The following is a 22,484-nucleotide window of genomic DNA, read 5'->3' on the forward strand; positions in this document are numbered from 1 at the left end:
GTATGGCGTTGACCGACGAGGAGCGGAGCCGGCTCGCCGACATCGTCCGGCTCCAGCCGACGAAGAACGGCGAGCTACAGGACGCGTGGGGGCTCGAAAGCGGCAGCGAGGTCCACCAGTACCTCGAGACCCACCTCAAGGAGTACTACTACCGCGACGACGACAGCCTGATCCGGTCGACGGCCGAGGCGAACGACCTCGTCGACGTCGAACCCGGGATCGAGGCCGACGCGGTCGCGAGGGGCGCCGCGCCGGAGACGATCCGCGTCCCGGAGCTGGAAGCGCAGGTGTTCGAGGTCGTGGCCGGGCCGGACGAGCGCTCGCAGTCGGTCGTCAGCGTGCTCAACGCGCTCCGCGAGGCGTACGACATCGACCCCGAGGTCGACGCGGTGCGGCGCGCGCTCCGGAGCCTCGAACGCAAGAACGTCGTCGAGGTCGTGTACCGAACCGTGCCGACGTTCAAACTCGCCGTCAAACGCGACTCGATCACGGTCGAAGTGACCGAGTGAGGCGGCGTCGACGGCGGACCGATCCGAGGTAGAACGTCCACCGCCGCGCTGCGGGCCGCCCGTGTTCTTATGCCGACCCTTCGCGTAGTGTTAGTCATGGAACACATCGACTACGCCTACACGCAGGGGATGGACGCCGCCGAGATCGAGGCGCGGCTCCAGTCGTCCGGCACCGGTGTGCTCTCGCTGTCGCGCGAGAACGACGCGTACGCGATCCCCCTGGCGCACTACTACGACGGCGACGAGCTCTACTTCCGATTCGGGAGCACGGAGGAGAGCACGAAGCGAGCGTTCTTCGAGACGACAGAGACGGCGTGTTACGTCGTCTACGGCACCGAGCCGACGGACGACCCGAACGAGATCGAGTCCTGGAGCGTGGTCGTCACCGGTCGGCTCACGGAACTCCCCGAAGACGAGTATAGCGCGTTCGACACCGCCGCGATCAACCGCCACTTCTCGCCGATCCGCGTGTTCGACGAGGCCATCGAGGACGTCGACGTCAAGATCGTCAGGTTCGAGATCGAGTCCATGACGGGGCGGTCAACGCCGATGGGCTGACCGACGTCGTCTCGCGGGGATCGGAGCGGTCTCCGCCTACATCGTGAACAGCTCCGTGTCGTCGGGGACGGCGAACAGCCCCATCCGAACGCCGGCGTCGAGCCATCCGTAGCCGTACGAGTACGACGCGAGCGCGTTGACGGGATCGTCGTCCTCGCGGAAGTGACGCCCGTCCGCGAGGTAGGACTCGGCCATCTCCGTCACGTCGGCCGCGGCCTCGCCGAGCGGGGTGTCGGCGGGCGGGCGCGGCTCCGCGACCGCCAGCGCGTCGGCGAGCATCCGCTCGTAGCGGTCCGTCTTCTCCTCCAGATCGGCGCTCATGCGCGTGTTTCCGCGGAGCGGCGCAAAAAGCCGTCGGGCTCGCGCCCGAGCCGCGGCCGTGATCGGCCACGTCGTCGAGGCGGCGACCGCACGGAACGGCGACCGCCCGAGAAGCGCAACGTCGATACCGGGGGAGCCGAAACGGGGTGACATGTACGAGGCCGTTCACGCACACCCCGACGGCGAGACGACCGTCGCCCGCCACGCGGCCACCGCGGCGCGCTACGGGTACGACGGGATCGTCGTCCGGACGCGGGACGCGCTCGACCCGGCCGGGAGGGTCGACGCGGCCGGCGGCGGCGCCGAGAGCGATGCCGGCGCGTCCCCCCGAGACGCGGCCGCGCTTCGCGAGGACTCCGGTATCGACGTCGTGGACGCCGTCGAGATCGACGTCGACGACGCCACGAGCGCCTCCGGATCGGTCGGCAACTACCGACCCGACCGCACCGTCGTCTGTCTGGTCGGCGGCGACGACGGACTCAACCGGTTCGCCGTCGAGGAGCCGCGGATCGACGTGCTCGCGCGGCCGATGCACGGGGGCGGCGATTTCAACCACGTCCTCGCGAAGGCCGCCCGCGACAACGGCGTGCACGTCGAGTTCGACTTCGGACCGCTCTTGCGCGCCACCGGCGGGAAGCGGGTTCGAGTCCTCGCCGATCTCCGGAAGCTCCGCGAGATCGTGACGTACTACGACGCCCCGCACGTCGTCAGCGCGAACGCGGACTCGCACCTCGAACTCCGGGCGCCCCGCGAGCTGGTCGCCGCGGGCGAGGCCGTCGGCTTCGACCCCGAGTGGGTCCGCGACGGGCTGCGCGCGTGGGGCGACATCGTCGCGCGGAACCGGGACCGACGCTCCGAGGCCTTCATAGAGCCGGGGGTCCGACGTGGACGGTATGAAACGGAGCGTTGAGGAGCACGCCGCGCGCTTCTCCGAGAAGGCGGACGCCTACGACGACTCGAAGAGCGACGCGTACCACGCGTGCGCCGACCTGGTGATCGGGCACGCCGATCCGCACCCCGACGACGTCGTTCTCGATCTGGGCGCCGGGACGGGCGCTATCGCCCTCGCGCTCGCGACCGACGCCGAACGCGTGCTCGCTCGCGACATCAGCGAGGGGATGATGGACGAGGGGCGTCGCAAGGCCGAGGCGGCCGGGATCGCGAACGTCGAGTTCGCGTACGGCGAGTTCCGGGCTCCCGAGGTCGACGCGGACCAGCGGGTCGACGTCGTCACCTCGAACTTCGCGCTCCACCACCTCGCGGACGACGAGAAGCGCGAGGCGATCGGCGTGATGGCGGACACCGGCGCCCGGCGGATCGTCCTCGGCGACGTGGCCTTCTTCGAGGAGCCGGACCCCGACGCGCCCTTCTACAGCCCCGCGGTCGACGACCCGGCGACCGTCGGCACCCTCGTCGAGGCGTTCACGGGCGAGGGGTTCGCGGTGACCGCAGTCGAGCGCGTCCACGACCAGGTGGCCGTGATCGTCGCCGAGCGGCTCGACGGAGAGGGGAGTCGATCGGACGCATGAAACACCTCCCCAAACACCTCCGGCCGCGGTGGCGGTACCTCGCGATCGGGATCGAGACGTGGCCCGATACCGACCTCGGGCGGCGGGCGTTCCAGCGCGCGCTGTGGTACGCCGCCGGCAACCTCGTCGGCGACGCCGGCAGCGCCGACGCCGACCTCACGCTGTTGCGATTCACTCACGGAGACGGAGTCGGTGAGGCCGTCGTCCGCGTCCGTCACGGCCACGTCGACGAGGCGAGAGCCGCCGTCGCGTGCGTGAGCGACGTCGACGGCGACCCGGTCGGAATCCGCGTTCGCGGGATTTCGGGGACGGTACGTGCCTGTGAGGAAAGATATATGGGTCGCGCGAGCGCTAATTCGACACAGCGAGACGTCGCGTTCGAAGGCGCCGAGCGACCCGCGGTTGTGCGCGAGGATGCGTACGACGTGCGAGTCGAGTCGGGGTACGTCGGCGCGGCGGCGTTCGACATCGAGTGATATCATGCAGGGCCAATCCCAACAACAGGCGTACGACCGAGGCATCACCATCTTCTCCCCCGACGGCCGGCTCTACCAGGTCGAGTACGCTCGGGAGGCAGTGAAACGCGGGACGGCGAGCGTCGGCGTGCGCGCCGAAGACGGCGTCGTCCTCGCGGCCGACAAGCGCGCCCGCTCCCGCCTGATGGAGCCGGCGAGCATCGAGAAGCTCCACAAGGCCGACGACCACGTCGGCGTCGCGAGCGCCGGCCACGTCGCCGACGCCCGCCAGCTCATCGACTTCGCCCGCCGACAGGCGCAGGTGAACCGCCTCCGCTACGGCGAGGCGATCGGCATCGAAACGCTGACGAAGACGATCACCGACCACATCCAGCAGTACACGCAGGTCGGCGGCGCGCGCCCCTTCGGGGTGGCGCTGATCGTCGGCGGCATCGAGAACGGCGAGCCGCGCCTGTTCGAGACCGACCCCTCCGGGACGCCCTACGAGTGGCAGGCGTTGTCGATCGGCTCCGACCGGAGCGACCTCCGCGATTACCTCGAAGCGGAGTACGAGGAGGGGCTCTCCACGGAGGCGGCGCTGGGCCTCGCGCTCGACACCCTCGCGCAGTCGAACGACGGCGAGCTCTCCCCCGAGGGCGTCGGCGTCGCCACGATCACCGTCGAGGACGGGTACACCGAGCGCTCGACCGACGAACTCGAAGCCATCCTCGACGACCGCGACCTGCTGGCGGTCGACGAGGACGAGGCGGCCGCAGAGGACGACGAGACGACGACGGACGACGACGCCGCGGACGCGGGCGACGAGGAGTAGCCGACCCGCCCACCGCACCGCTTTTTGTACGCCGCCGACGGTGACCGACCGCCGGCCGGGAGAGTTATGCCGACGGGGGCCGACCGACGACCCGTGCAGAAGACGGTACTCATCACCGGCTGTTCGTCGGGTATCGGTCGCGCCGCGGCGCACGCGTTCAACGACGAGGGATGGACGGTGTACGCGACCGCGAGGAACCCCGCCGACATCGAGACGCTCGGCGAGGCTGGCTGCGAGCTCGCGACGCTTGACGTGACGGACCAGGGCGACGTCGACCGCGTCGTCGACCGGATCCTCGACGAGGAGGGGGCTATCGACGCGCTGATCAACAACGCCGGCTACGGCCAGTTCGGTCCCGTGGAGGACGTGCCGACGGCGAAGGTCCACGAGCAGTTCGACGTGAACGTGTACGGCCCACACCGGCTCATCAAGGCCGTCCTGCCGGGGATGCGTCGCGAGCGCGACGGGACGATCGTCAACGTCTCGTCGGTCGCGGGGCGCGTCGCGTTCCCGGGCGGCGGAGTGTACAGCGGCTCGAAGTTCGCGATCGAGGCGATGTCCGACGCGCTCCGCAACGAGGTCGCGGAGCACGGCGTCGACGTGGTCGTCGTCGAGCCCGGGCCGGTGAAGACGAACTTCGCGACGCGCGCGGAACGGGAGGCCGCGCCGGCTCGGGGCGGCGACGGGGACGACGCCAGCGCGGCGGCCGACTCCGACGACGGACTCGACCGCTCCGGCGCCTACGAGCAGTTCTACGAGCTGTTCGAGGACACGCAGCTGATGGGAGGTGACGGCCCCGGGGCCGTCGAGCCAGAGGTCGTCGCCGGAGCGATCCTCAACGCGGCGAGCGCGACGCAGCCTCCGGCGCGGGTGCAACCCGGCACCGTCGCCCGCGTCGGCGTGCTCGCGCGGTTCCTCCCCGACGCGGTCCTCGACGCCGGATACGACCTCGTCCGGAAGTTCACGTCGTAGGCGCTGTCGGCGGTGTTCCTGTCGTCGCCCGTGTTACTCACCACCAGCCAGCGGTGGCGCTGTCGACAGTGACGTTGACGTTGACGGCGGTCAGACCGACCGTCGGCGATCGCCGCGACAAGACCGGTTCCGGCGATTGCCGCGATAAGACCGGTTCCGCCGGACGCCGGCGCCCTCGACGGCGTGGGCACTTTTTTTCATGATCTTCGCTTCTCTTTTTGTCACAGATTCATTATTCCTTATCTGATTCACCAAAGAAATAAGTAGTCTCTACTGTAGTAGAAAGTCATGTCAAATGATGGCATTCCGTTCAGCCGACGTGACGTACTGCTGACGACCGCCGGCGGATTGGGGGCGACCGGGTTCGCCGGCGGCGCCGCCGGGCGAGACCTCGTCGAGGTGAACGTCGGGGTCCGAAACGACGCGGGCCGAGACGCGGCGAACCGCGCGGCCGCGGAAGTGAAACGCGAGTTCTCGTTCGACGCGCTCACGATTCGGGTCGCGCCGGCGGCAGCGGACAACCTCGCGTCGAACCCGAACGTGCGGTACGTCGAAGAGAACGGGACGATGGTCGCGTTCGAGCAGACGACGCCGTACGGAATCGACCTCACTGACGCCGACGTGGCCATCGACGACGGCAACACGGGTGACGGCGTCGACGTCGCGGTGATCGACACCGGCATCGACGCGCAACACGAGACGCTCGAAGCGAACCTCGGTGACGGGTGGGCGGCCGTCGACGCCGCGTGTACGACGAACTGCGGCGGCGGCCCCAGCGGCGGCGGCAACGGTATCGAGGAGTGTCTGGCCGAGTGGGACGACGACAACGATCACGGCACCCACTGTGCGGGGACGGCGGCGGCCGCGGACGACGGGACCGGCGTGCTCGGTGTCGCTCCCGACGTGACCCTGCACGCGGTCAAGGTGCTCGCCTGCGACGGCTCGGGCACGTTCGACGACATCGCGGCGGGAATCGAGTGGTCCGCCGACCAGGGCCACGACGTCCAGAGCATGAGCCTCGGCGCCGACACGGACTCGTCGGTCGTCGCGGACGCGCTTCGGTACGCCGCCGACAGGGGCATCGTGATAGTCGCTGCCGCCGGTAACAGCGGCCCCTGTACCGACTGCGTCGGCTTCCCGGCGCGCGACGAACGCGTCATCGCGGTCTCCGCGACGGACCAGAGCGACGCCCTCGCCGACTTCTCTTCGACCGGTCCGGAGGTCGACCTGGCGGCGCCCGGCGTCGACACCCTCTCGACGGTTCCGCGCGACGGCTACGCAGAGTTCTCCGGCACGTCGATGGCGTGCCCGCACGTCGCCGGCGCGGCCGCGCAAGTGATCGCGAGCGGGGTCACCGGACGAGATGCGGTTCGGAACGCGCTGTTAGAGGCGGCTGACGACGTCGGACTCGCGGCGAACGAACAGGGGTCGGGACGGCTCAACGTCGCCGCCGCGCTCGACGGGGACGACGGTGGAGACAGCGAGAACGCCGCTCCGACCGTCGAGTCGCTCTCCGCGTCGCCGGCTTCGACGGACACCGCGGACGCGGCGTTCGACGTCGGCTGGACAGTGAGCGACGCGGACGGGAACCTCGACGCCGTCGAACTCTCCCTGACCGACGAGACGGACGGCGAACTGGAAGAGACGGTTTCAGCGGCCGTCGACGGCGAGCAAGCGGGCGACACGACGCGGCTCGTCGCCGCGGACGACGACGGCACCGGAAACGAGTACGCCGTCGAGCTGACGGTCACCGACGCCGACGGAGCGTCCGCGAGCGATTCGACGGTCGTTTCGGCCGAGGAGGACACAGCCGACGGCGGCGATACCGCCCCCGTGATCGACCGGTTCACCGTGACCGACGACAGCAATCCGAACTGGTCGCGTCACACCGTGGACTGGGCCGTCTCCGATGCGGATGGCGACCTCGCCGCGGTGACGAGCGAGCAGTCGGCGGGAGGCGACGTCGTCGACCGCGCGTCCACCACCGTTAGCGGGGACACCGCGTCCGGCGCTCACGACCTCGAAAGCCGCCGTACCTCGGTCACCGAGATCAGGCTCACAGTGGTCGACGGAGCCGGAAACGAGACCGTGGAGACGCGGTCGTTCTGAGCCGGTCAGAGCGCGCTCGCAGTTCGACACGCCGTCGACGGCGGACCGCTATCGGGGTTCGCGCCTCTCGACTGCGAACGGACTCTCTTCTTCCCGCCAGTCCCACCCGGGAAGCCGCGTCTGGAACCCCGCGGCGAGCGCCGCGTCGAGGTCGTCGGCGCCGGCGGTCCCCGCGCCTCGTTCCGTCCCCGCGGCGCCGTCCGCGCTCGCGTCCCCGTCCACGTGTACGTCGACGAAGTGGAACGTCGCCTGCGCGAGCAGCGAGAGCGGTCGGCCGCCGGCGATCGTCGCGGCGAGTTCGCGACCGAGCACCTCGTCGACGACGAACCCGGGGTAATCGCCCTCGACGTCGAGGTCCCGGAGCACGGCGACGTAACCGGCGACGTTGACGGCGACCTCCCCGTCCGCGAAGACGGCGTCGACCTCGCGCCGGTAGGCGTCAGGGGTCACCGGGTCGACCTCCGTCTCGAACAGCTCGCCGAGGCGGCGCCTGGCGTCGTTGATGATGGGAACGACGACCGGCGCTCGCTCGCGAACCCACGTGTGCTCCTCGCGGACCGAGTCGGGCGTAACGCGCATGCCCGTCGCTTGACCGGCAGGGGGTTTGCCCTTTGCGAAGGGTTTTATAACGGGCGGGGTATAGCATCAGCTAAGCGGGTTTTCGCTGGCTGTTCCCGCACGGAACCACCTACGGACAGTACTACCACTATGCCTATCCCGTCACGGTCGACCGCTCGGCAGCGGGCCGCGTCCCGACGCGCCGCGCGACTCGACGGCGACGGCGATTCCGACGATACGCGGTAAGATATGAGTCAAGTCGATAAGCAACTCGATACCCTGAAATCAGAGATCGAACAGGAGATTCCGAACGACATCACGGTCACCGACGTCAAGTACGAGGGACCGGAACTGGTCGTGTACACCCGCGACCCGAAGCGGTTCGCCGGCGACGGCGACCTCATCCGCCGGCTCGCCTCCAAGCTCCGGAAACGAATCACGGTTCGCCCCGACCCGAGCGCCCTCTCTCCGCCGGCACGCGCGGAGGAAGCCGTCCGCAAGGTCATTCCGGAAGAGGCCGGCGTCACGGACCTCGACTTCCACGAGGACACCGGTGAAGTCGTCATCGAGGCGCAGAAGCCGGGAATGGTGATCGGCCGTCGCGGCTCCACTCTCCGGGAGATCACCCAAGAAGTCGGCTGGACGCCCGAAGTCGTCCGCACGCCCCCGATCGAGTCTTCCACCGTCTCGAACGTGCGCGGCTTCCTGAAAAACGAACGCGAGGAGCGGCGCGACATCCTCGAACGCGTCGGCCGACAGATCCACCGCGAGGAGATGTCCGACGACGAGTGGGTCCGGATCACGACGCTCGGCTGCTGCCGCGAGGTCGGCCGCGCCGCCTTCATCCTCTCGACGCCGGAAACCCGCATCCTCATCGACTGCGGCGACAAGCCCGGCGCCGAAGGCGAGGTCCCCTACCTCCAAGTTCCCGAGGCGCTCGGCGCCGGCGCGGCGACGATAGACGCGGTCATCCTGACGCACGCCCACCTCGACCACTCGGCGCTGCTCCCGCTTCTATTTAAATACGGCTACGACGGCCCGATTTACACCACCGAGCCGACCCGCGACCTGATGGGGCTGCTCACGCTCGACTACCTCGACGTCGCCGCCAAAGACGGGCGAACGCCCCCGTACGAGTCGTCGCAGGTCCGCGAGGCGATCAAACACACCATCCCGCTGGAGTACGGCGACGTCACCGACATCGCTCCCGACGTGAAGCTCACCTTCCACAACGCGGGCCACATTCTCGGCAGCTCTGTCACCCACTTCCACATCGGCGACGGCCTCTACAACGTCGCGTTCTCCGGCGACATCCACTACGAGGACACTCGCCTGTTCAACGGCGCCGTCAACGACTTCCCGCGCGTCGAAACGCTCGTCTTGGAGTCGACGTACGGCGGCCGCGACGACTACCAGACCGACCAAGAGGACTCCGAGGAGGCGCTCAAGGAGGTCATCAACGAGACGTACGAGCAGGGCGGGAAGGTCCTCATCCCGGCGTTCGCCGTGGGTCGTTCCCAAGAGATCATGCTCGTCTTGGAGGAGGCGATGCGCGAAGGGGAGATCCCGCAGATGCCGGTCCACCTCGACGGGATGATCTGGGAGGCGACCGCGATTCACACGACGTACCCCGAGTACCTCCGCGACGACCTCCGCGATCGCATCTTCCACGACGACGAGAACCCGTTCCTCGCCGACCAGTTCAACCACATCGACGCCGGCGAGGACGAGCGGCAGGAGGTCGCCGACGGCGACCAGTGTATCATCATCTCCACCTCCGGGATGATCGAGGGCGGCCCGATCATGTCGTGGCTCCGCCACATCGGTCCCGACCCGGACTCGAACCTCGTGTTCGTCGGGTACCAGGCGCAGGGGACGCTCGGTCGCCGGATCCAGAACGGCTGGGACGAGATCCCGGTCGACGGCTGGGGCGGCGGCGGCCGCGGCGACACCCTCACTCTCCAGATGGGAACGGAAGTCGTGGACGGGTTCTCCGGGCACGCCGACCGACAGGGACTGGAGAACTTCGTGAAAACGATGAACCCGCGCCCCGAGAAGGTGCTGTGTGTCCACGGCGACGAGCGCTCCGTGCAGGACCTCTCGTCGGCGCTGTACCACGACTACAACATGCGGACGTTCGCGCCGAAGAACCTGGAGACGTTCCGGTTCAAGTAGTCGTCGGGAGCGACACTACTTCTGCCGTCTCGTCCCGTCATCGAATCGCCGTTGCGCCGACGCGAGTTTTTAAGCGGCGCCGCGGCAACGTCGCGACATGCGCCTCGCGCTCATCGCTCACGACGAGTTAAAAGACGAGATGGTCGAGTTCGTCACCGCTCACGCCGCCGCGTTCGCCGACTGCGAACTCGTCACGACGGGGACCACGGGAAAGCGGATCACTGACGAGACCGGACTCGCGGTGAACCGACAGGCCTCCGGCCCGTACGGCGGCGACCTCCAGATCGGAGGGATGATCGCCGACGACGCGATCGACGGCGTCGTCTTCCTCCGCGATCCCCTTACGGCGCAGGCTCACGAGCCGGACATCTCCGCGCTGTTGCGCGTGTGCGACGTGAAAGACGTGCCGCTCGCGACGAACGTCGCCTCCGCCGAGCTGCTCGTCGACGGACTCCTCGACGAGTCGTAGGCGGACCGAGCGACCGCGCGGCTATCAGATCGGATAGCGAGCACCGCGCCGTTTTATTACCCGCCCTCGTACCTCACGCCGATGGAACGCGCTCCGCGAACCCGAACGCTCGTCGCGACGATCGCGCTGCTGCTCGTCGCAGCGGCCGTTGTGACCGCCGCGACCGGCGCGGTCGCCGGTGGCGTCGCGGGCGTGACCGACTCCGTCGCCGATACTCCCGGATCGACCGACTCCGGCGAGTACGGGCCGGTCGCACAGACCGCGCCCGACGGTGACCGATCCGCCGCGGCGACGGGCTGTTTCGCCGGCGACGGGTACCCGATCTCGATCGGCGACGAGGGGGCGACGATCGACGCGCTCGTCCACCTCTCGGTGCTCACAGACCCCGCCGTCGGCAACGAGTTCGGGGTTGAGGCGGCTGGTGCGGTCGGCGACGATCGGATCGTCACGCTCGCCGCGGGCGTCCGGCTGACCGCCCGCGAGGCCATCGCCGACGGTCTCGACCCCTTCGAGGCGTTCGATATCCTGTACACCTACGAGCTCCGGCTGCCGATGTTCGACGGTACGATCGGCGATTCGGAGTACCGCGACGAGGGGTCACCGATCTCCTCGGCGGCGGGCGTCGATCCGTGCTAGCGCGGGCTCACTGGTCCGGCGAGCGGACCCCGCGGATCAGCCGGAGCAGTTCGCGACGGTCCGCGGCCGGCTCCTCCGAGAGGGGGTAGGCGCCGCCGCCGAGCAGGTACTCGCCTGCGTCCCACACCGCGAGCAGCGCCTCCACGGGGACGGTCCCGTCATCGGCGGCGGCGGTGTCGCCGTCTTCACCGGCGGAGCCGCAGTTTCCGGCGCCGCCGTCGGTCCGACACCGTCCCCGGAACGTCGAGAGCGTCGCCCGCGAGGCCGCCGGATCGTCGATCGCGATCGACCGGTCCTCGCGGTGGTCGATCGATCCGATACCGTGGTCCGCGAGTCGATCCCGAAAGCCCGCCGCCGCCTGTCGCTCGACGAGTCGCGTGAGCGCCGCGTTCGGCGCCGTCCGTGGGGTTATTCGGAGACGACTCGCGAAAAAGAAGGGCCGCGGCGGCGCCGTCGTCGTCCGCTCGTACCGAACCGTGCTCGCGTCGACGGAGACGGGCCCGACGGCGAACGGCCGGTCCGTCGTCTCCGCGACGCGCTGCCAGCCGTCGAGCCGGTCACGCGGGACGACGGGCGGGTCCATGGTCGCCGTTCACGGCCGAGCTAATTAAAAACGGGGCGCGGGATGCGCGGCGGGCGGCGCGAACTGGCGCGGAGTCAGTGGTCGTCTTCGCGCCACTTGTGCTCGCACTCGGTGCAGACGAAAAACCGAGTCTCGGACTCGTCGGCCGACCGGATCTGCTGCATGTACCAGTACGCCTGGTCGTTGCCACACTCCGGACAGTGGGCCGTCGTTTTGGGGAGTCCCTTGTCCTCGGCGTCGCTCACGTCGATAATCTCGGACTCGACCTGCGACTCGGTGGTCCACTCGGCGTCGTTCTCCTCGCGTCCGATCTCGTGGCCGCAGGAATCGCACACCCAGTGGTCTTCGCCCTCGCCGGATTTCATCATCGAACCGCACTCGTCGCAGAACTTCATGGCGGAACCAACCGCGGATCGTATATAAACGGCGGGATCGCCGGCGAACGGAGCGCGACGAGCGACGCCGACGGCGGGATCGTCGAGCGGCGCCGAGAGCGGGGTCAGTCTCCGCCGTCGTCGTCGACGTGCTCGGCGAGGACGAACCGAATCCGCTCCTCGTCGCTCCCCTTCGTCTCGCGACCGGTCACGACGATCTCGCCGATATCGGCGGTGTCGGCGACGTGAGTTCCGGCGCAGGCGGTTCGGTCGTACGGCGCGTCGGTCCGGGCGTCCGCGTCGGTCCGGGCGTCCGCGTCGACCGCGTCGTTCTCGTCGTTCGCGTCCCCGGCGGCGGCCCCGATCTCGACTATCCGCAGCTCCTCGATCGAATCGGGAAGGAGGTCGATCCGCGTTCGCTCGGTGTCGAGCGTCGCCTCCGCCTCGGCCCGGTCCATCGTGTAACTCGTCACCGGCCGGGCGTCCGCGACGAGTTCGTTCAGTCGCCGTTCGATCCGGGCGAGATCGTCTCCGTCGAATCGGTCGTACGCCGCGTCGAGGTGCGCGTGGTCGTGGTACAGCTGGTTCCCGGTCGTCTGCGCGTCGAACTCGTCGAGCAAGAAGGCCGACAGCAGGTGTTGGGCGGTGTGGTACCGAGAGTGCGCCGTGCGCCGGTCCGAGTCGATCTCGCAGGCAACGCGCGTCCCCGGCTCCGGCAACGGTCCCGCGTCCGAGTCGGGCTCCGTCGCTGGTTCGATCGTGTGATACACCGCATCCTTTCGTACCACGTCGACGACGCGCCACGTGGTCGCTGTCTCGTCGTCGACGACGCGGACCGTTCCCGTGTCGTGTGGCTGCCCGCCGCCGGTCGGGTAGAAATGCGTCCGGTCGAGAACGACCCGGTCGTCGAGCGTGCGTTCGACGGTCGCTTCGAAGGTCGTGACGGTGTCGTCCGCGAGATACAGTCGCTCAGTCATGCCGGAGAGAGTCGGCCGCGAGGAAATAAACGGTTCGAGCCGAACGTCGGGCGCTTCAGTACTCCTCGTACGCGAGGTTCATCATCCACTGCGAGAAGGCGTCGGCCTGCGCGTCGACTTCCTCCTCGCCGATGAACGGCGACAGCATGTCACCGGCCATCAGCAGCGAGAAATTGAGGTCGCGCGCCGCGGGCTCGAGGTAGTAGGTGTTGTGGCCGTTGTAGACGGTGTCGCTGCGCTGGATGAGTCCGGAGTCCTCTAACGCCTCCGCGATGCGGCTCCCCTTGCGCGAGGAAACGTCGAGTTCCTTCCAGAAGTCGCTCTGGTGGATGCCGCCGGTCTCGCGGATCAGTTCGAGGCCGGCGTGCTCGTCGTCCGACAGGTCGGCCTCGAGTTCGGAAACGCTCATGGGTTATCACCGCTCGCGACTCGCTTAAAACTGGCTTTCCGCGCCGTCGCCGGTGGAGGTGTCGTTATCGAGAGCCCCCGGATTCACCCGCTGTCGACGCCGCCGAGCCGAACTCCGGCGGGAGCGTCACCGGCTCCGCCGCGGTTTCACAGGGCGGCCCGTCGGCGTACGCGAACGCCGGCGTCTCGCCGGTGCGGATCCGCGTGAACGACCGCGTTCCGAACCCGTCGCCGTGGAGGCACGCGCCGTACTCGTGGTCCGCGAGCAGGCCGCTCGCCCGAGCGAGCCACGCGTCGCTCGTCTCGCCCGGCTCGGGAGCGATCGCGGCGGCGATCCGACGCGCGCTGTCCGCGCGCTCCGCGCCGAACTCCCGGCGTCGCTCCGGGATCGCGAACCGCTCCGTCCCGTTGACCACGCCGCCGACGTTGCCGACGACGTGGACACCGGGGTCGAGGCGGGTGATCGCGAGCCCGCCGTCGTACTCGAGGAGGAACGCCGCGGCCCCGTCGGCGAGCACGAGATTGAACCCGTCGTACGATCGGGCGTCGAGCTCGCGCTCGACCGATCGCACGGCCGCCTCGGCCGAGTCCGCCGTCAGACAGTCGCGGACGAGGAGCCCGCGCGAGCGGTCGCCGTCGCGGTCGGCGTCGAGCCAGCGGTTGGTGACGGCGACGACGAGCCCCGACGCGGAGAGGCCGATCCACGTGCCGCCGGCTGAGGCGTCGCGGGGTGCAACGTACGATCGCTCGCCGTCGTCGCGCGCTTCCCGGCCGCCGCGAACAGTCGGCGGCTCCGCCGCCCGATCGAGCGCCTCGTCGCGGTTCGCGGCGAGCGCGACCGGCGCGTCGCCGAACGTCCGCCACGCGAGCGTGAGGGTACACACGACTGCTGCTCCGGTCGGCCGGGAGGAAAATCCCGCGATCGGGCGGAGGGATTCTTTACTCACAATAAAAGAAATCTTTTGGTGACTGGCACCGATAGTCGATACATGAACGCGATTGCTGTGTACGAGGGTGCAGACGAGCCCGTCGTAACCGAAAAGCCGCGACCGGAGCCCGCGGCCGGGGAGGCGCTCGTCCGGACGCTGCGCGTGGGGGTCGACGGGACGGACCACGAGGTCATCGCCGGCGGCCACGGTGGCACGCCCGACGGCGAGGACCACCTCGTGTTAGGCCACGAGGCGGTCGGCGTGATCGAGGACCCGAACGACACGCCGTTCGACGTCGGCGACGTGGTCGTCCCGACGGTCAGACGGCCGCCAAACGGCGCCAACGAGTACTTCGCCCGCGGCGAGCCGGACATGGCCCCCGAAGGGAAGTACCACGAACGCGGTATCGTCGGCGCGCACGGGTTCATGGCGGAGTACTTCACGAGTCCCGCCGAGTTCCTCGTGGAGATTCCGCCCGAACTCGCCGAGTGGGGGTTCCTCGTCGAACCCCTGTCGATCGCGGAGAAGGCGATCGAACACGCCTACGCCAGTCGGTCCGCGTTCCACTGGGAGCCCGAATCCGCGCTGGTGCTCGGAAACGGCTCGCTCGGGCTGCTCACCGTCGCGATTCTCGACGCGTCGTTCGAGCGAGTCTATTGTCTGGGCCGGCGCGAGCGCCCCGACCCGACGATCGACATCATCGAGTCGCTCGGCGCGACCTACGTCAACTCGAACGAGACGCCCGTCTCGGGGGTGCCGGAGGCGCACGAGCCGATGGACTTCGTCTTCGAGGCGACCGGCTACGCCCCGCACGCCTTCGAGACGATCGATGCGCTCGCGCCCAACGGCGTCGGCGCGCTGCTCGGCGTCCCGGGCGACTGGGAGTTCGAAATCGACGGCGGGCGGCTCCACCGCGAGTTCGTCCTCCACAACAAGGCGCTCGTCGGCAGCGTCAACTCCGGCTACGAGCACTTCGAGGCCGCCGTCGACTCGCTGTCCGGCTTCTCGGAGACGTTCCTCGACGATCTCGTCACCGGCGTGTACGGGCTCGACGACTTCGAGGCCGCGTTCGCGGATGACGACACGACTATTAAAACGGCGGTCGAATTCGGCGCATATGAAGAACGTTGACGACCTGATAGACAGCGCGGCCGAGCTGGCAGAGCACGGCCTCTCGAAGGGAGAGATCGCTGACGAGCTGAACGTCTCGCGAGAGACGGCGAGCTGGCTCGTCGAGCGCGGCGGCGGGAACGACACCGTCGAGGCCGACATCTCGACGTCGACGGCCGACATCCACGTCGACTGGTCGGCGCTCGGCCGCGACTCGACGCGGCTCCAGTACGCGGCGAGCGCGATGGCCGACCTCCTGGCGAAGGAGGGCGAGGAAGTCGACCTGACGGTCGGCATCGAGAAGGCCGGCGCGCCGCTCGCGACCGCGGTCGCCAACCAGCTCGACACCGACCTCGGAACGTACGCGCCCGCGAAACACCAGTGGGAGGAAGGCGATATCGACGAGCAGGGCGGCGGGTTCTCGCGGAACTTCGCCGCGATCCGCAACCGCGACTGCTACGTGGTCGACGACATCATCACGTCGGGGACGACGATGCGCGAGTCGATAAACGCGATCCGCGAACAGGGCGGCGAACCGGTCGCCTGCGTCGTGCTCGTCGATAAGCGGGGCTACGACGAGATCGACGACGTGCCGGTGTACTCGCTCGTCGACGTGGTTCGCGTCGATCGCGAAGAGTAGGACTGCCTCGGTGGCTCCCTCGCGCCCCGGTGACCGCCCCGCGCCCCGGTGACCACCCCGCACGCCCCGCATGCCGCGAGCGGAGCGAGACCGGACGTGCGGAACCCATTTGCCTCGGCGGGGCGTACCCCCCGGCATGACGTTTCAACCCGGAGCCGACGTGGATCCCGACACGATCGAAACGCGAGTCGCGGAAGCGATCGCCGACAACGACGTGGTGCTGTTCATGAAGGGGAACCGCCTGATGCCGCAGTGCGGCTACTCCAAGCGCGCGATCGAACTCATCAGCCAGCACGTCGAGGAGTTCGAAACGGTCGACGTGCTGCCCGCGCTGCCGCACTACCGCGAGGCGCTCGAAGCCGAGAGCGGCTGGGAGACGATCCCGCAGACGTTCGTCGACGGCGAGTTTATCGGCGGAAGCGACGTGCTCGCCGAGCTCGACGAGCGCGGCGAACTGGCCGCCGAGCTCGGTGCCGAATAACGCGGGCTCGCCTGCGTCCGCTCGCCGATCCCGCCGCGCCACCGTGGGGCGCACGAACCGCCGACCCGGTCGACCTGATTCCGATCCTCGTGGGTCGAAGGGCAGGCCATATAAACCTACGGTGCCTACATCTGGTAGGTGCAGCCGTTCCGCTGCCGCCGTGCCGACCGGTTCGATCCCATCTCACCCAACCAACAATGACAGGCCGCGTGTTCAGACTTCATTCGACGCTCGAACTGCCCCTCGAAGACGTGGAAGCGTACTTCGAAGAAGACCCCGACCTCCCTCCGGAGATCGACGACATCGACATCACGCGTCGAAACAACACTCTCATTATCAAGGCCCTGTCCGACGACGAGAGCATCAGCAAGTACACTCCGACCGCCCAGCTGAAAGCCTCGGTCACGGAGACCCGCGTGTGGGAGGAAGAGCCCCCGCGAGCCGGCGGCCCGCAGTGGATGGACGACGAGGAAGAGGAGATCCCCTCCGAGTTGGTCGAGTTCGCCTGTTTCAAGGGCGACCGCGAAACCGTACTCCAGAACACCGCGCTCCAGTACCCGATGTTCCTCGTCCTCCGCGAGATCGCGATGCTCTCGGAGAAGGGGACGTTGACCGCGATCACCGAGGAGAACGACGAGCTGGAAGCCACTCGCATCGTCGAGGGCGAGTCGCGTCCCGCGAGCATCGAGGTCGTCGAGAGCCCGCAGGGGACCGGCGACGGCGACGGCGGTGTCAACTGGCGCGACAACGAATTCATTTCGGACTGAGCGCAACGGCGCTCCGACGCCGATCAGCGTTCGGTTGACGGCGGCTCCGCGCTGCGGGCCATCGCGTCGAAGCCGCGCTCCAGATCCGCGATCAGGTCGTCGATTCCTTCGATCCCCACCGAGACGCGGAGGAGCGTGTCCGAGATTCCGAGCGCCTCTCGTTCGGCCGGCGAGAGCGGCTCGTGGGTCATCGCCGCCGGCAGCTCGATCAGACTTTCGACGCCCCCGACGGAGACGGCGAGTGTGAACTCCGTCAGCGCCTCGACGAACCGCTTCGCGTCGTCGATATCCCCGTCGAGTTCGAACGAGAGGATCCCGCCGAACCCGGACATCTGCTCGCGTGCGAGCTCGTGGTCCGGGTGGTCCGGCAGCCCGGGATAGTACACGTCGGTCACCTCGGGCCGCGCGTCGAGGAACTCGGCGACGGCCGTCGCGTTCGCCTCGTGGCGGGCCATGCGAGCCGCGAGCGTCTTCGTGCCCCGAAGTACGAGATAGCTGTCGAACGGGCCGCTTACCGCGCCCACGCCGACCTGCTGCAGGAACCGGATCTCCTCGGCCAGCGCGTCGTCGTCGGTCACGACCGCGCCGGCGATGGCGTCGGAGTGCCCGTTGAGGTACTTCGTCGTGCTGTGGACGACGACGTCGGCACCTAACTCGAGGGGCCGCTGAAAGTACGGGCTCGCGAACGTGTTGTCGACGCCGAAGACCACCTCGCGGTCCGCGACGAGGTCGGCGATGCCGGCGATGTCACACAGCGCGAGCTTCGGGTTCGTCGGCGACTCCATCCACACGGCGGCGGTCTCCTCGCGAAGCGCGGCCGCCACGTTCGCCGTCTCCGTCGCGTCGACGTACGTGACGTCGACGCCGAGACGCGCCCGGAAGACGTCATCGAGCATACGGCGCGTGCCGGCGTACAGGTCCTCGAAGGCGACGATGTGGTCGCCGGGCCGCACGCTCGCGAGCAGCGTGGTGAAGATCGCCGCGGTGCCCGAGGCGAACGCCGCGCCGTGTGCACCGCCTTCGAGCGCGGCGAGCCGCGTCTCCAGCGCGTGGCGAGTCGGGTTCGACAGCCGGCCGTACACGAATTCGCCGGCGTCGGGGTCGACGTCTTCGAGTCGCATCTCGGCGTCGAGGCCGGGGAGCGCGAACGTCGACGAGAGGTGGACGGGCGAGACGACGTCGCCCGCTTCGCTCCCGCGCTCGAACGGGTCTTCTCCTTCGGTCACGGTGAGCGTGTCGAGCGTCGGAGCCGATTGGTCGTCCATACGCAATCTCCGACACACAGTCGCTAATATATTGTTATTTTTCATTAATGATTCGCTCGTTCCCGATAACTCACGGGGATATCGTCGTTCGCTTGACGAACCACGGTGTGCAGTTCGTATCTGTCGACGACCGTCGGTTCGGACCGCGGACGCTTTAGGCACCGCGCACCTCACCCCGCCAATGACTGGCGACTGGGTGAGCCTCTTTTCGGGCGGCAAAGACTCCTCGTGGGCGCTGTACCGGGCGCTGGAGGAGGGACTCGACGTCTCGCGGCTCCTGACCGTCCATCCCGCGGGCGACTCGTACATGTACCACACGCCGGCGACGGAGCTGGCCGGGCTCGCGGCCGAGAGCGTCGGAATCGATCTCGTGGAGGTCTCGCCGGACGACTTCGGCGCCGACGACGTCGACGACGCGGGCGCACAGGGCGACGCCGAACTGGTGCCGATGGAGGCGGCGCTTCGCGACATCGCCGCCGGCGACGACGTCGACCTCGCGGGCGTCACCGCCGGCGCGGTCGAGAGCGAGTTCCAGACGAGCCGGATTCAGGGGATGTGCGACCGACTGGGGATCGACCTGTTCGCGCCGCTGTGGCGGGAGGACCCGGTCGAACTGGCCGAGGCGATGTTCGACGCCGGCTTCGAAATTCGGATCGTGCAGGTCGCGGCGTACGGGCTCGACGAGTCGTGGCTCGGCCGTCGGTACGACGCCGACGCGCTGGCGGCGCTGCTCGACCTCCGCGAGGAGTACGGCGTCCACCCGCTCGGCGAGGGCGGAGAGTTCGAGACGTACGTCGTCGGCGGTCCACACATGGACCGGCGGATCGAGTTCGAGTACGACGCGGTGTGGGAGGGCGACCGCGGCCACGTCGCGGTCACGGACGCGTGGCTGGCGTAGGCGAACGTCGCTCCAGAAACGGTCGGTTCGGTCGGTTCGGTCGGTTCGATCGATACGACCGAATCAACCGCCAGATCGGTACGGCCGTTACGGCCAGTTCCCGGCTTGGTCGTAGGCATCGATGATCCGTTCGATGGCGACGACGTAGGCGGCGATCCGGAGGTTCCGGAGGTCGTGCGACTCGTAGGCGTCGACGATGTCCTCGAACGCCCCGGTGATGACGCGTTCGAGTTCCTCGTTGACGCGCGACTCTGTCCAGTGGAAGCGCTGTCGGTTCTGCACCCACTCGAAGTACGAGACGGTGACCCCGCCCGCGTTCGCGAAGATGTCGGGAACGACGTGGACGCCGCGGTCGGCGAGCACGTCGTCCGCGCCCGGCGTGAGCGGCCCGTTCGCCGCCTCGACGATCACGTCCGCCTCGACGGCGTCGGCGAGGTCGGCGTCGATCGCGTTCTCCAGCGCCGCCGGGACGAGCAGGTCGACGTCCAGCGTCAACAGCTCGTCGTTCGTGACGGCCGCCGCGTCGTCGTACTCGGTGACCGACCCGGTCTCGATCTTGTGGGCTTTCACCGCGCGGGGGTCGAATCCGTCGGGGTCGTGAACCCCGCCGGAGGAGTCGGAGACGGCGACGATATCGGCACCGAGGTCGTCGAGCAGCGCGGCGGCGACGGAGCCCGCGTTCCCGTACCCTTGTACCGCGACCGTCGCCCCCTCGATCTCCCGGCCGAGCCAGTCGAACGTCTCCCGGGCCGCGAGGGCGGTCGATCGCCCGGTCGCCTCCACGCGGCCCTCGCTCCCGCCCGAGTCGATCGCCTTCCCGGTGATGACGCCCGGCGCGGTCGTGTTCTCGAGGGTCTCGTAGGTGTCTTTGATCCAGTTCATCTCCCGCTGTCCGGTGTTGACGTCCGGCGCCGGGATGTCCCGGTCCTCGCCGATGAGCGGTCGGAGCTCCGTCGCGAACGCGCGGGTGAGCCGCTCCAGTTCGGTCTCCGAGTAGTCGTCGGGGTCGATCGCGATACCGCCTTTCCCGCCGCCGTACGGGATGTCGACGACGGCGCACTTGTACGCCATCCACCCCGACAGCGCCTTCACCTCGTCGCGGGTGACGCCGGGGTGATACCGGATCCCGCCCTTGTACGGGCCGCGGTCGCCATTGAACTGCGAGCGGTACGCGCGGACCGTCTCCAGCGACCCGTCGTCGAGTTCGAACGTCAGATTCGTTTCAAGAATACGCTCGGGATTCTTCAGTCGCGTGAGCACGCCCGCGTCGGCGTCGATCGACGCGGCGGCGTCGTCGACCTGTTCTTGTAAGCTCTCGAACGGGTTTGCCTGGTCAGCCATGCGTTGACCTCCCGCGGGGCCGAGGTTAATTGTGACGGACGGACCGGAATTTGTGACGAACGGTATCGCCGACCGCCGCTATCGATCGTCCGCAGCGGCGGCGCGGGCCGCGATGCGCTCCGCCTGCGCGATGAGCGGCGCGTCGATCATCTCGCCGTCGACCTGGAACACCGCCCGCCCCGCTTGCTCCGCCTCGTCGCGGGCGTCGAGGACGGCCTCGGCCCACTCGATCTCCTCCGGATCGGGCGTGAACGCCTCGTTTATCGGATCGACCTGTGCGGGGTGGATCGCGAGCTTCCCGTCGTAGCCGAGCGTGAGCGCGAACTCGGTGTCCTCGCGGAGCCCGTCGACGTCGGAAAAGTCCGTGTACACCGTGTCGATCGCGTCGACGTCGGCCGCGCTGGCCGCGAGCACGACGTGCTCGCGCGCGTAGAGGACTTCGGTCCCGGCCGCGGTCCGCGTCGCCCCGAGGTCGGCAGCGAGGTCTTCGGCGCCGAAGACGACCGCGTCGGTCGGGTCGGCACCGGCGATCGACCGCGCCGAGAGGACGCCGTCGGCGGTCTCGACTAGCGCGAACACGGCCGGATCGATCCCCCGCGCCGCACACAGGTCGGCGACGCGTTCGACGCGCTCCGCGGACGCCACCTTGGGGAGCATGATCGCGTCGAGACGGAGGTCGCGACCGCCGCTCGGTTCGTGGTTGCCGCTCGGTTCGTGCTCGCCGTCCGTCCCGGGTTCCCCGCCCGCGGCCGTCGGCCTCATCAGCGCGTCGAGGTCGACCGCCGCGGCCTCGGTCGTCAACCGAACGCACACCTCGGCGTCGGGGTCGAACGCCGGGTCCGAAAGCACCGCGCGGACGTGCTCGCGGGCCGCGGCCTTCCGATCGGGGGCGACGGCGTCCTCCAGATCGAAACAGATCACGTCGGCGCCCGCGTCGGGGGCCTTCCGCATGAGCTCCGGGCGATCGCCGGGCGAAAACAGGAGGCTTCGTCGGGCCATATCGGTCACTCCCGGCGCATCGATATTAAAAACGGCCGGACGCGGCGGAGCGATACCGCTTTGAAACGCCCGGGCGACGGTCGGACCATGTCAGGACGCTACTACGAGGAGTTCACGGTCGGCGAGACCATCGAGCACGCGACGCGGCGGACGATAAGCGAGGCCGACAACCAGCGCTTCTGTGACATGACGATGAATCAGCAGCCGCTCCACCTCGACGCCGACTTCGCCGCGGAGACGCAGTTCGGCGAGCGGCTCGTCAACGGGTTGTACACGATGTCGCTGGCGGTCGGGGTTTCGATCCCGGAGACGACGGACGGGACCATCGTCGCGAACCTCTCGTACGACGACGTCGATCACCCGAATCCGGTGTTCCACGGCGACACGATCCGAGCCCGATCGACGGTCACCGACAAGCGGGAGACGAGCGACGGCAACCGCGGCGTCGTCACGATGCACGTCGAGGCGTTCGCGGTCGGGGGGACGGACGGTGACGACCGTCTCGTCTGCGAGTTCGACCGGACCGTCCTCTCACGAAAGCGGCCGGACGAGCGCGACGGGCCCGAGGGGAGCGACGAGAGCGAGTAGT

Annotated in this window: 27 protein-coding genes; 17 read left to right on the plus strand and 10 right to left on the minus strand. The window is 68.8% G+C overall.

Going from position 1 to position 22,484, the window contains the following annotated elements; all coding sequences use genetic code 11:
• Positions 1 to 2: 2 nt before the first annotated feature.
• Positions 3 to 509, plus strand: a complete 507-nt coding sequence (locus tag C461_RS03740) for a DUF5797 family protein (protein WP_007998789.1) — start codon at positions 3 to 5, stop codon at positions 507 to 509.
• 96 nt (positions 510 to 605) lie between these two features.
• Positions 606 to 1,067: a pyridoxamine 5'-phosphate oxidase family protein gene (locus C461_RS03745; protein WP_007998790.1), complete on the plus strand. Its 462-nt coding sequence runs from the start codon at positions 606 to 608 to the stop codon at positions 1,065 to 1,067.
• A 36-nt stretch (positions 1,068 to 1,103) separates the two neighbouring features.
• On the opposite strand, the gene C461_RS03750 is transcribed toward C461_RS03745, so the two are convergent.
• Complete coding sequence (locus tag C461_RS03750) at positions 1,104 to 1,388, minus strand: DUF357 domain-containing protein (protein WP_007998791.1); 285 nt, start codon at positions 1,386 to 1,388, stop codon at positions 1,104 to 1,106.
• A gap of 151 nt (positions 1,389 to 1,539) precedes the next feature.
• Between C461_RS03750 and C461_RS03755 the strand changes: the two genes are divergently transcribed.
• The 6 genes from C461_RS03755 (at position 1,540) to C461_RS03780 (ending at position 7,285) form a co-directional block, all read left to right on the plus strand.
• On the plus strand, positions 1,540 to 2,298 hold the full coding sequence (locus tag C461_RS03755; RefSeq protein WP_007998792.1) for an RNase P subunit p30 family protein: 759 nt from the start codon (positions 1,540 to 1,542) through the stop codon (positions 2,296 to 2,298).
• Complete coding sequence (locus C461_RS03760; protein WP_007998793.1) at positions 2,282 to 2,917, plus strand: class I SAM-dependent methyltransferase; 636 nt, start codon at positions 2,282 to 2,284, stop codon at positions 2,915 to 2,917. Before C461_RS03755 ends, C461_RS03760 begins: the two co-directional genes overlap by 17 nt.
• A complete protein-coding gene (locus C461_RS03765) occupies positions 2,914 to 3,393 on the plus strand; it encodes an Rpp14/Pop5 family protein (RefSeq protein ID WP_007998795.1) in 480 nt (159 codons plus the stop codon). Before C461_RS03760 ends, C461_RS03765 begins: the two co-directional genes overlap by 4 nt.
• 4 nt (positions 3,394 to 3,397) lie before the next feature.
• On the plus strand, positions 3,398 to 4,204 hold the full coding sequence (gene psmA, locus C461_RS03770; protein ID WP_007998797.1) for an archaeal proteasome endopeptidase complex subunit alpha: 807 nt from the start codon (positions 3,398 to 3,400) through the stop codon (positions 4,202 to 4,204).
• 66 nt (positions 4,205 to 4,270) lie between these two features.
• Entirely contained in the window at positions 4,271 to 5,176 is a 906-nt protein-coding gene (locus C461_RS03775; protein WP_007998799.1) for an SDR family oxidoreductase, read from the plus strand.
• A 288-nt stretch (positions 5,177 to 5,464) separates the two neighbouring features.
• The gene (locus C461_RS03780) at positions 5,465 to 7,285 is read left to right on the plus strand and encodes a S8 family peptidase (protein ID WP_049906274.1); all 1,821 of its coding nucleotides are present in this window, start codon (positions 5,465 to 5,467) and stop codon (positions 7,283 to 7,285) included.
• Between the two features lie 48 nt (positions 7,286 to 7,333).
• Here C461_RS03780 and C461_RS03785 read toward each other — a convergent pair whose 3' ends face one another.
• Entirely contained in the window at positions 7,334 to 7,864 is a 531-nt protein-coding gene (locus C461_RS03785; RefSeq protein WP_007998802.1) for a hypothetical protein, read from the minus strand.
• A gap of 228 nt (positions 7,865 to 8,092) precedes the next feature.
• On the opposite strand from C461_RS03785, the gene C461_RS03790 reads away from it, so the two are divergent.
• The 3 genes from C461_RS03790 (at position 8,093) to C461_RS03800 (ending at position 11,123) form a co-directional block, all read left to right on the plus strand.
• Positions 8,093 to 10,018, plus strand: a complete 1,926-nt coding sequence (locus tag C461_RS03790; RefSeq protein WP_007998803.1) for a beta-CASP ribonuclease aCPSF1 — start codon at positions 8,093 to 8,095, stop codon at positions 10,016 to 10,018.
• A gap of 97 nt (positions 10,019 to 10,115) precedes the next feature.
• Positions 10,116 to 10,487 carry a methylglyoxal synthase gene (locus tag C461_RS03795; protein ID WP_007998804.1) on the plus strand — a complete coding sequence of 124 codons (372 nt, stop codon included), beginning with the start codon at positions 10,116 to 10,118 and terminating at the stop codon, positions 10,485 to 10,487.
• Positions 10,488 to 10,568: 81 nt separating this feature from the next.
• On the plus strand, positions 10,569 to 11,123 hold the full coding sequence (locus C461_RS03800; protein ID WP_007998805.1) for a DUF7332 family protein: 555 nt from the start codon (positions 10,569 to 10,571) through the stop codon (positions 11,121 to 11,123).
• 7 nt (positions 11,124 to 11,130) lie between these two features.
• Here C461_RS03800 and C461_RS03805 read toward each other — a convergent pair whose 3' ends face one another.
• From C461_RS03805 to C461_RS03825, 5 genes are all read right to left on the minus strand, one after another.
• The gene (locus tag C461_RS03805; RefSeq protein WP_007998806.1) at positions 11,131 to 11,706 is read right to left on the minus strand and encodes a hypothetical protein; all 576 of its coding nucleotides are present in this window, start codon (positions 11,704 to 11,706) and stop codon (positions 11,131 to 11,133) included.
• A 74-nt stretch (positions 11,707 to 11,780) separates the two neighbouring features.
• The gene (locus C461_RS03810; protein WP_007998807.1) at positions 11,781 to 12,101 is read right to left on the minus strand and encodes a transcription factor S; all 321 of its coding nucleotides are present in this window, start codon (positions 12,099 to 12,101) and stop codon (positions 11,781 to 11,783) included.
• Positions 12,102 to 12,205: 104 nt separating this feature from the next.
• Positions 12,206 to 13,057, minus strand: coding sequence for an alanyl-tRNA editing protein (locus C461_RS03815; RefSeq protein WP_007998808.1), 852 nt, complete (start codon positions 13,055 to 13,057; stop codon positions 12,206 to 12,208).
• A gap of 55 nt (positions 13,058 to 13,112) precedes the next feature.
• On the minus strand, positions 13,113 to 13,466 hold the full coding sequence (locus C461_RS03820; protein ID WP_007998809.1) for a helix-turn-helix transcriptional regulator: 354 nt from the start codon (positions 13,464 to 13,466) through the stop codon (positions 13,113 to 13,115).
• Positions 13,467 to 13,530: 64 nt separating this feature from the next.
• On the minus strand, positions 13,531 to 14,349 hold the full coding sequence (locus tag C461_RS03825) for an NRDE family protein (RefSeq protein ID WP_007998810.1): 819 nt from the start codon (positions 14,347 to 14,349) through the stop codon (positions 13,531 to 13,533).
• Positions 14,350 to 14,454: 105 nt separating this feature from the next.
• Here C461_RS03825 and C461_RS03830 point away from each other — a divergent pair, with 105 nt between their 5' ends.
• The 4 genes from C461_RS03830 (at position 14,455) to C461_RS03845 (ending at position 17,392) form a co-directional block, all read left to right on the plus strand.
• Positions 14,455 to 15,525 (plus strand): glucose 1-dehydrogenase, encoded by a 1,071-nt coding sequence (locus tag C461_RS03830; protein WP_007998811.1) that lies wholly within the window; start codon positions 14,455 to 14,457, stop codon positions 15,523 to 15,525.
• Complete coding sequence (gfcR, locus tag C461_RS03835; RefSeq protein WP_007998813.1) at positions 15,512 to 16,144, plus strand: transcriptional regulator GfcR; 633 nt, start codon at positions 15,512 to 15,514, stop codon at positions 16,142 to 16,144. The genes C461_RS03830 and gfcR overlap by 14 nt, the downstream gene beginning before the upstream one ends.
• A 136-nt stretch (positions 16,145 to 16,280) precedes the next feature.
• Entirely contained in the window at positions 16,281 to 16,625 is a 345-nt protein-coding gene (locus tag C461_RS03840; protein ID WP_007998815.1) for a glutaredoxin family protein, read from the plus strand.
• A 197-nt stretch (positions 16,626 to 16,822) separates the two neighbouring features.
• Positions 16,823 to 17,392: a DUF7110 family protein gene (locus C461_RS03845; protein WP_007998817.1), complete on the plus strand. Its 570-nt coding sequence runs from the start codon at positions 16,823 to 16,825 to the stop codon at positions 17,390 to 17,392.
• 23 nt (positions 17,393 to 17,415) lie between these two features.
• Here C461_RS03845 and C461_RS03850 read toward each other — a convergent pair whose 3' ends face one another.
• A complete protein-coding gene (locus C461_RS03850; RefSeq protein WP_007998818.1) occupies positions 17,416 to 18,657 on the minus strand; it encodes a trans-sulfuration enzyme family protein in 1,242 nt (413 codons plus the stop codon).
• A 181-nt stretch (positions 18,658 to 18,838) separates the two neighbouring features.
• Between C461_RS03850 and C461_RS03855 the strand changes: the two genes are divergently transcribed.
• On the plus strand, positions 18,839 to 19,555 hold the full coding sequence (locus C461_RS03855) for a diphthine--ammonia ligase (protein WP_007998820.1): 717 nt from the start codon (positions 18,839 to 18,841) through the stop codon (positions 19,553 to 19,555).
• 87 nt (positions 19,556 to 19,642) lie between these two features.
• Here the strand turns inward: C461_RS03855 and C461_RS03860 are convergent, their stop codons facing one another.
• Positions 19,643 to 20,896 (minus strand): Glu/Leu/Phe/Val family dehydrogenase, encoded by a 1,254-nt coding sequence (locus C461_RS03860; RefSeq protein WP_007998822.1) that lies wholly within the window; start codon positions 20,894 to 20,896, stop codon positions 19,643 to 19,645.
• A 78-nt stretch (positions 20,897 to 20,974) separates the two neighbouring features.
• Positions 20,975 to 21,895, minus strand: coding sequence for an HpcH/HpaI aldolase/citrate lyase family protein (locus C461_RS03865; RefSeq protein ID WP_007998824.1), 921 nt, complete (start codon positions 21,893 to 21,895; stop codon positions 20,975 to 20,977).
• An 87-nt stretch (positions 21,896 to 21,982) separates the two neighbouring features.
• Here C461_RS03865 and C461_RS03870 point away from each other — a divergent pair, with 87 nt between their 5' ends.
• On the plus strand, positions 21,983 to 22,483 hold the full coding sequence (locus tag C461_RS03870) for a MaoC family dehydratase (RefSeq protein ID WP_007998826.1): 501 nt from the start codon (positions 21,983 to 21,985) through the stop codon (positions 22,481 to 22,483).
• The last annotated feature ends 1 nt before the right edge of the window (position 22,484 follow it).

It is taken from the genome of Halorubrum aidingense JCM 13560 (genome assembly GCF_000336995.1).
Lineage (GTDB): Archaea > Halobacteriota > Halobacteria > Halobacteriales > Haloferacaceae > Halorubrum > Halorubrum aidingense.

Excerpts from the sequence above, each read along its gene's own strand:
- C461_RS03815 (WP_007998808.1), bottom strand. The coding sequence starts at position 13,057 with ATGACTGAGCGACTGTATCTCGCGGACGACACCGTCACGACCTTCGAA.
- C461_RS03775 (WP_007998799.1), top strand. The coding sequence starts at position 4,271 with ATGCCGACGGGGGCCGACCGACGACCCGTGCAGAAGACGGTACTCATC.
- C461_RS03765 (WP_007998795.1), top strand. The coding sequence starts at position 2,914 with ATGAAACACCTCCCCAAACACCTCCGGCCGCGGTGGCGGTACCTCGCG.
- C461_RS03810 (WP_007998807.1), bottom strand. The coding sequence starts at position 12,101 with ATGAAGTTCTGCGACGAGTGCGGTTCGATGATGAAATCCGGCGAGGGC.
- C461_RS03750 (WP_007998791.1), bottom strand. The coding sequence starts at position 1,388 with ATGAGCGCCGATCTGGAGGAGAAGACGGACCGCTACGAGCGGATGCTC.
- C461_RS03760 (WP_007998793.1), top strand. The coding sequence starts at position 2,282 with ATGAAACGGAGCGTTGAGGAGCACGCCGCGCGCTTCTCCGAGAAGGCG.
- C461_RS03805 (WP_007998806.1), bottom strand. The coding sequence starts at position 11,706 with ATGGACCCGCCCGTCGTCCCGCGTGACCGGCTCGACGGCTGGCAGCGC.
- C461_RS03850 (WP_007998818.1), bottom strand. The coding sequence starts at position 18,657 with ATGGACGACCAATCGGCTCCGACGCTCGACACGCTCACCGTGACCGAA.
- C461_RS03785 (WP_007998802.1), bottom strand. The coding sequence starts at position 7,864 with ATGCGCGTTACGCCCGACTCGGTCCGCGAGGAGCACACGTGGGTTCGC.
- C461_RS03855 (WP_007998820.1), top strand. The coding sequence starts at position 18,839 with ATGACTGGCGACTGGGTGAGCCTCTTTTCGGGCGGCAAAGACTCCTCG.
- C461_RS03845 (WP_007998817.1), top strand. The coding sequence starts at position 16,823 with ATGACAGGCCGCGTGTTCAGACTTCATTCGACGCTCGAACTGCCCCTC.
- C461_RS03840 (WP_007998815.1), top strand. The coding sequence starts at position 16,281 with ATGACGTTTCAACCCGGAGCCGACGTGGATCCCGACACGATCGAAACG.
- C461_RS03870 (WP_007998826.1), top strand. The coding sequence starts at position 21,983 with ATGTCAGGACGCTACTACGAGGAGTTCACGGTCGGCGAGACCATCGAG.
- C461_RS03820 (WP_007998809.1), bottom strand. The coding sequence starts at position 13,466 with ATGAGCGTTTCCGAACTCGAGGCCGACCTGTCGGACGACGAGCACGCC.
- C461_RS03745 (WP_007998790.1), top strand. The coding sequence starts at position 606 with ATGGAACACATCGACTACGCCTACACGCAGGGGATGGACGCCGCCGAG.
- C461_RS03755 (WP_007998792.1), top strand. The coding sequence starts at position 1,540 with ATGTACGAGGCCGTTCACGCACACCCCGACGGCGAGACGACCGTCGCC.
- C461_RS03865 (WP_007998824.1), bottom strand. The coding sequence starts at position 21,895 with ATGGCCCGACGAAGCCTCCTGTTTTCGCCCGGCGATCGCCCGGAGCTC.
- C461_RS03795 (WP_007998804.1), top strand. The coding sequence starts at position 10,116 with ATGCGCCTCGCGCTCATCGCTCACGACGAGTTAAAAGACGAGATGGTC.
- C461_RS03860 (WP_007998822.1), bottom strand. The coding sequence starts at position 20,896 with ATGGCTGACCAGGCAAACCCGTTCGAGAGCTTACAAGAACAGGTCGAC.
- C461_RS03780 (WP_049906274.1), top strand. The coding sequence starts at position 5,465 with ATGTCAAATGATGGCATTCCGTTCAGCCGACGTGACGTACTGCTGACG.
- psmA (WP_007998797.1), top strand. The coding sequence starts at position 3,398 with ATGCAGGGCCAATCCCAACAACAGGCGTACGACCGAGGCATCACCATC.
- C461_RS03740 (WP_007998789.1), top strand. The coding sequence starts at position 3 with ATGGCGTTGACCGACGAGGAGCGGAGCCGGCTCGCCGACATCGTCCGG.
- C461_RS03800 (WP_007998805.1), top strand. The coding sequence starts at position 10,569 with ATGGAACGCGCTCCGCGAACCCGAACGCTCGTCGCGACGATCGCGCTG.
- gfcR (WP_007998813.1), top strand. The coding sequence starts at position 15,512 with ATGAAGAACGTTGACGACCTGATAGACAGCGCGGCCGAGCTGGCAGAG.
- C461_RS03790 (WP_007998803.1), top strand. The coding sequence starts at position 8,093 with ATGAGTCAAGTCGATAAGCAACTCGATACCCTGAAATCAGAGATCGAA.
- C461_RS03830 (WP_007998811.1), top strand. The coding sequence starts at position 14,455 with ATGAACGCGATTGCTGTGTACGAGGGTGCAGACGAGCCCGTCGTAACC.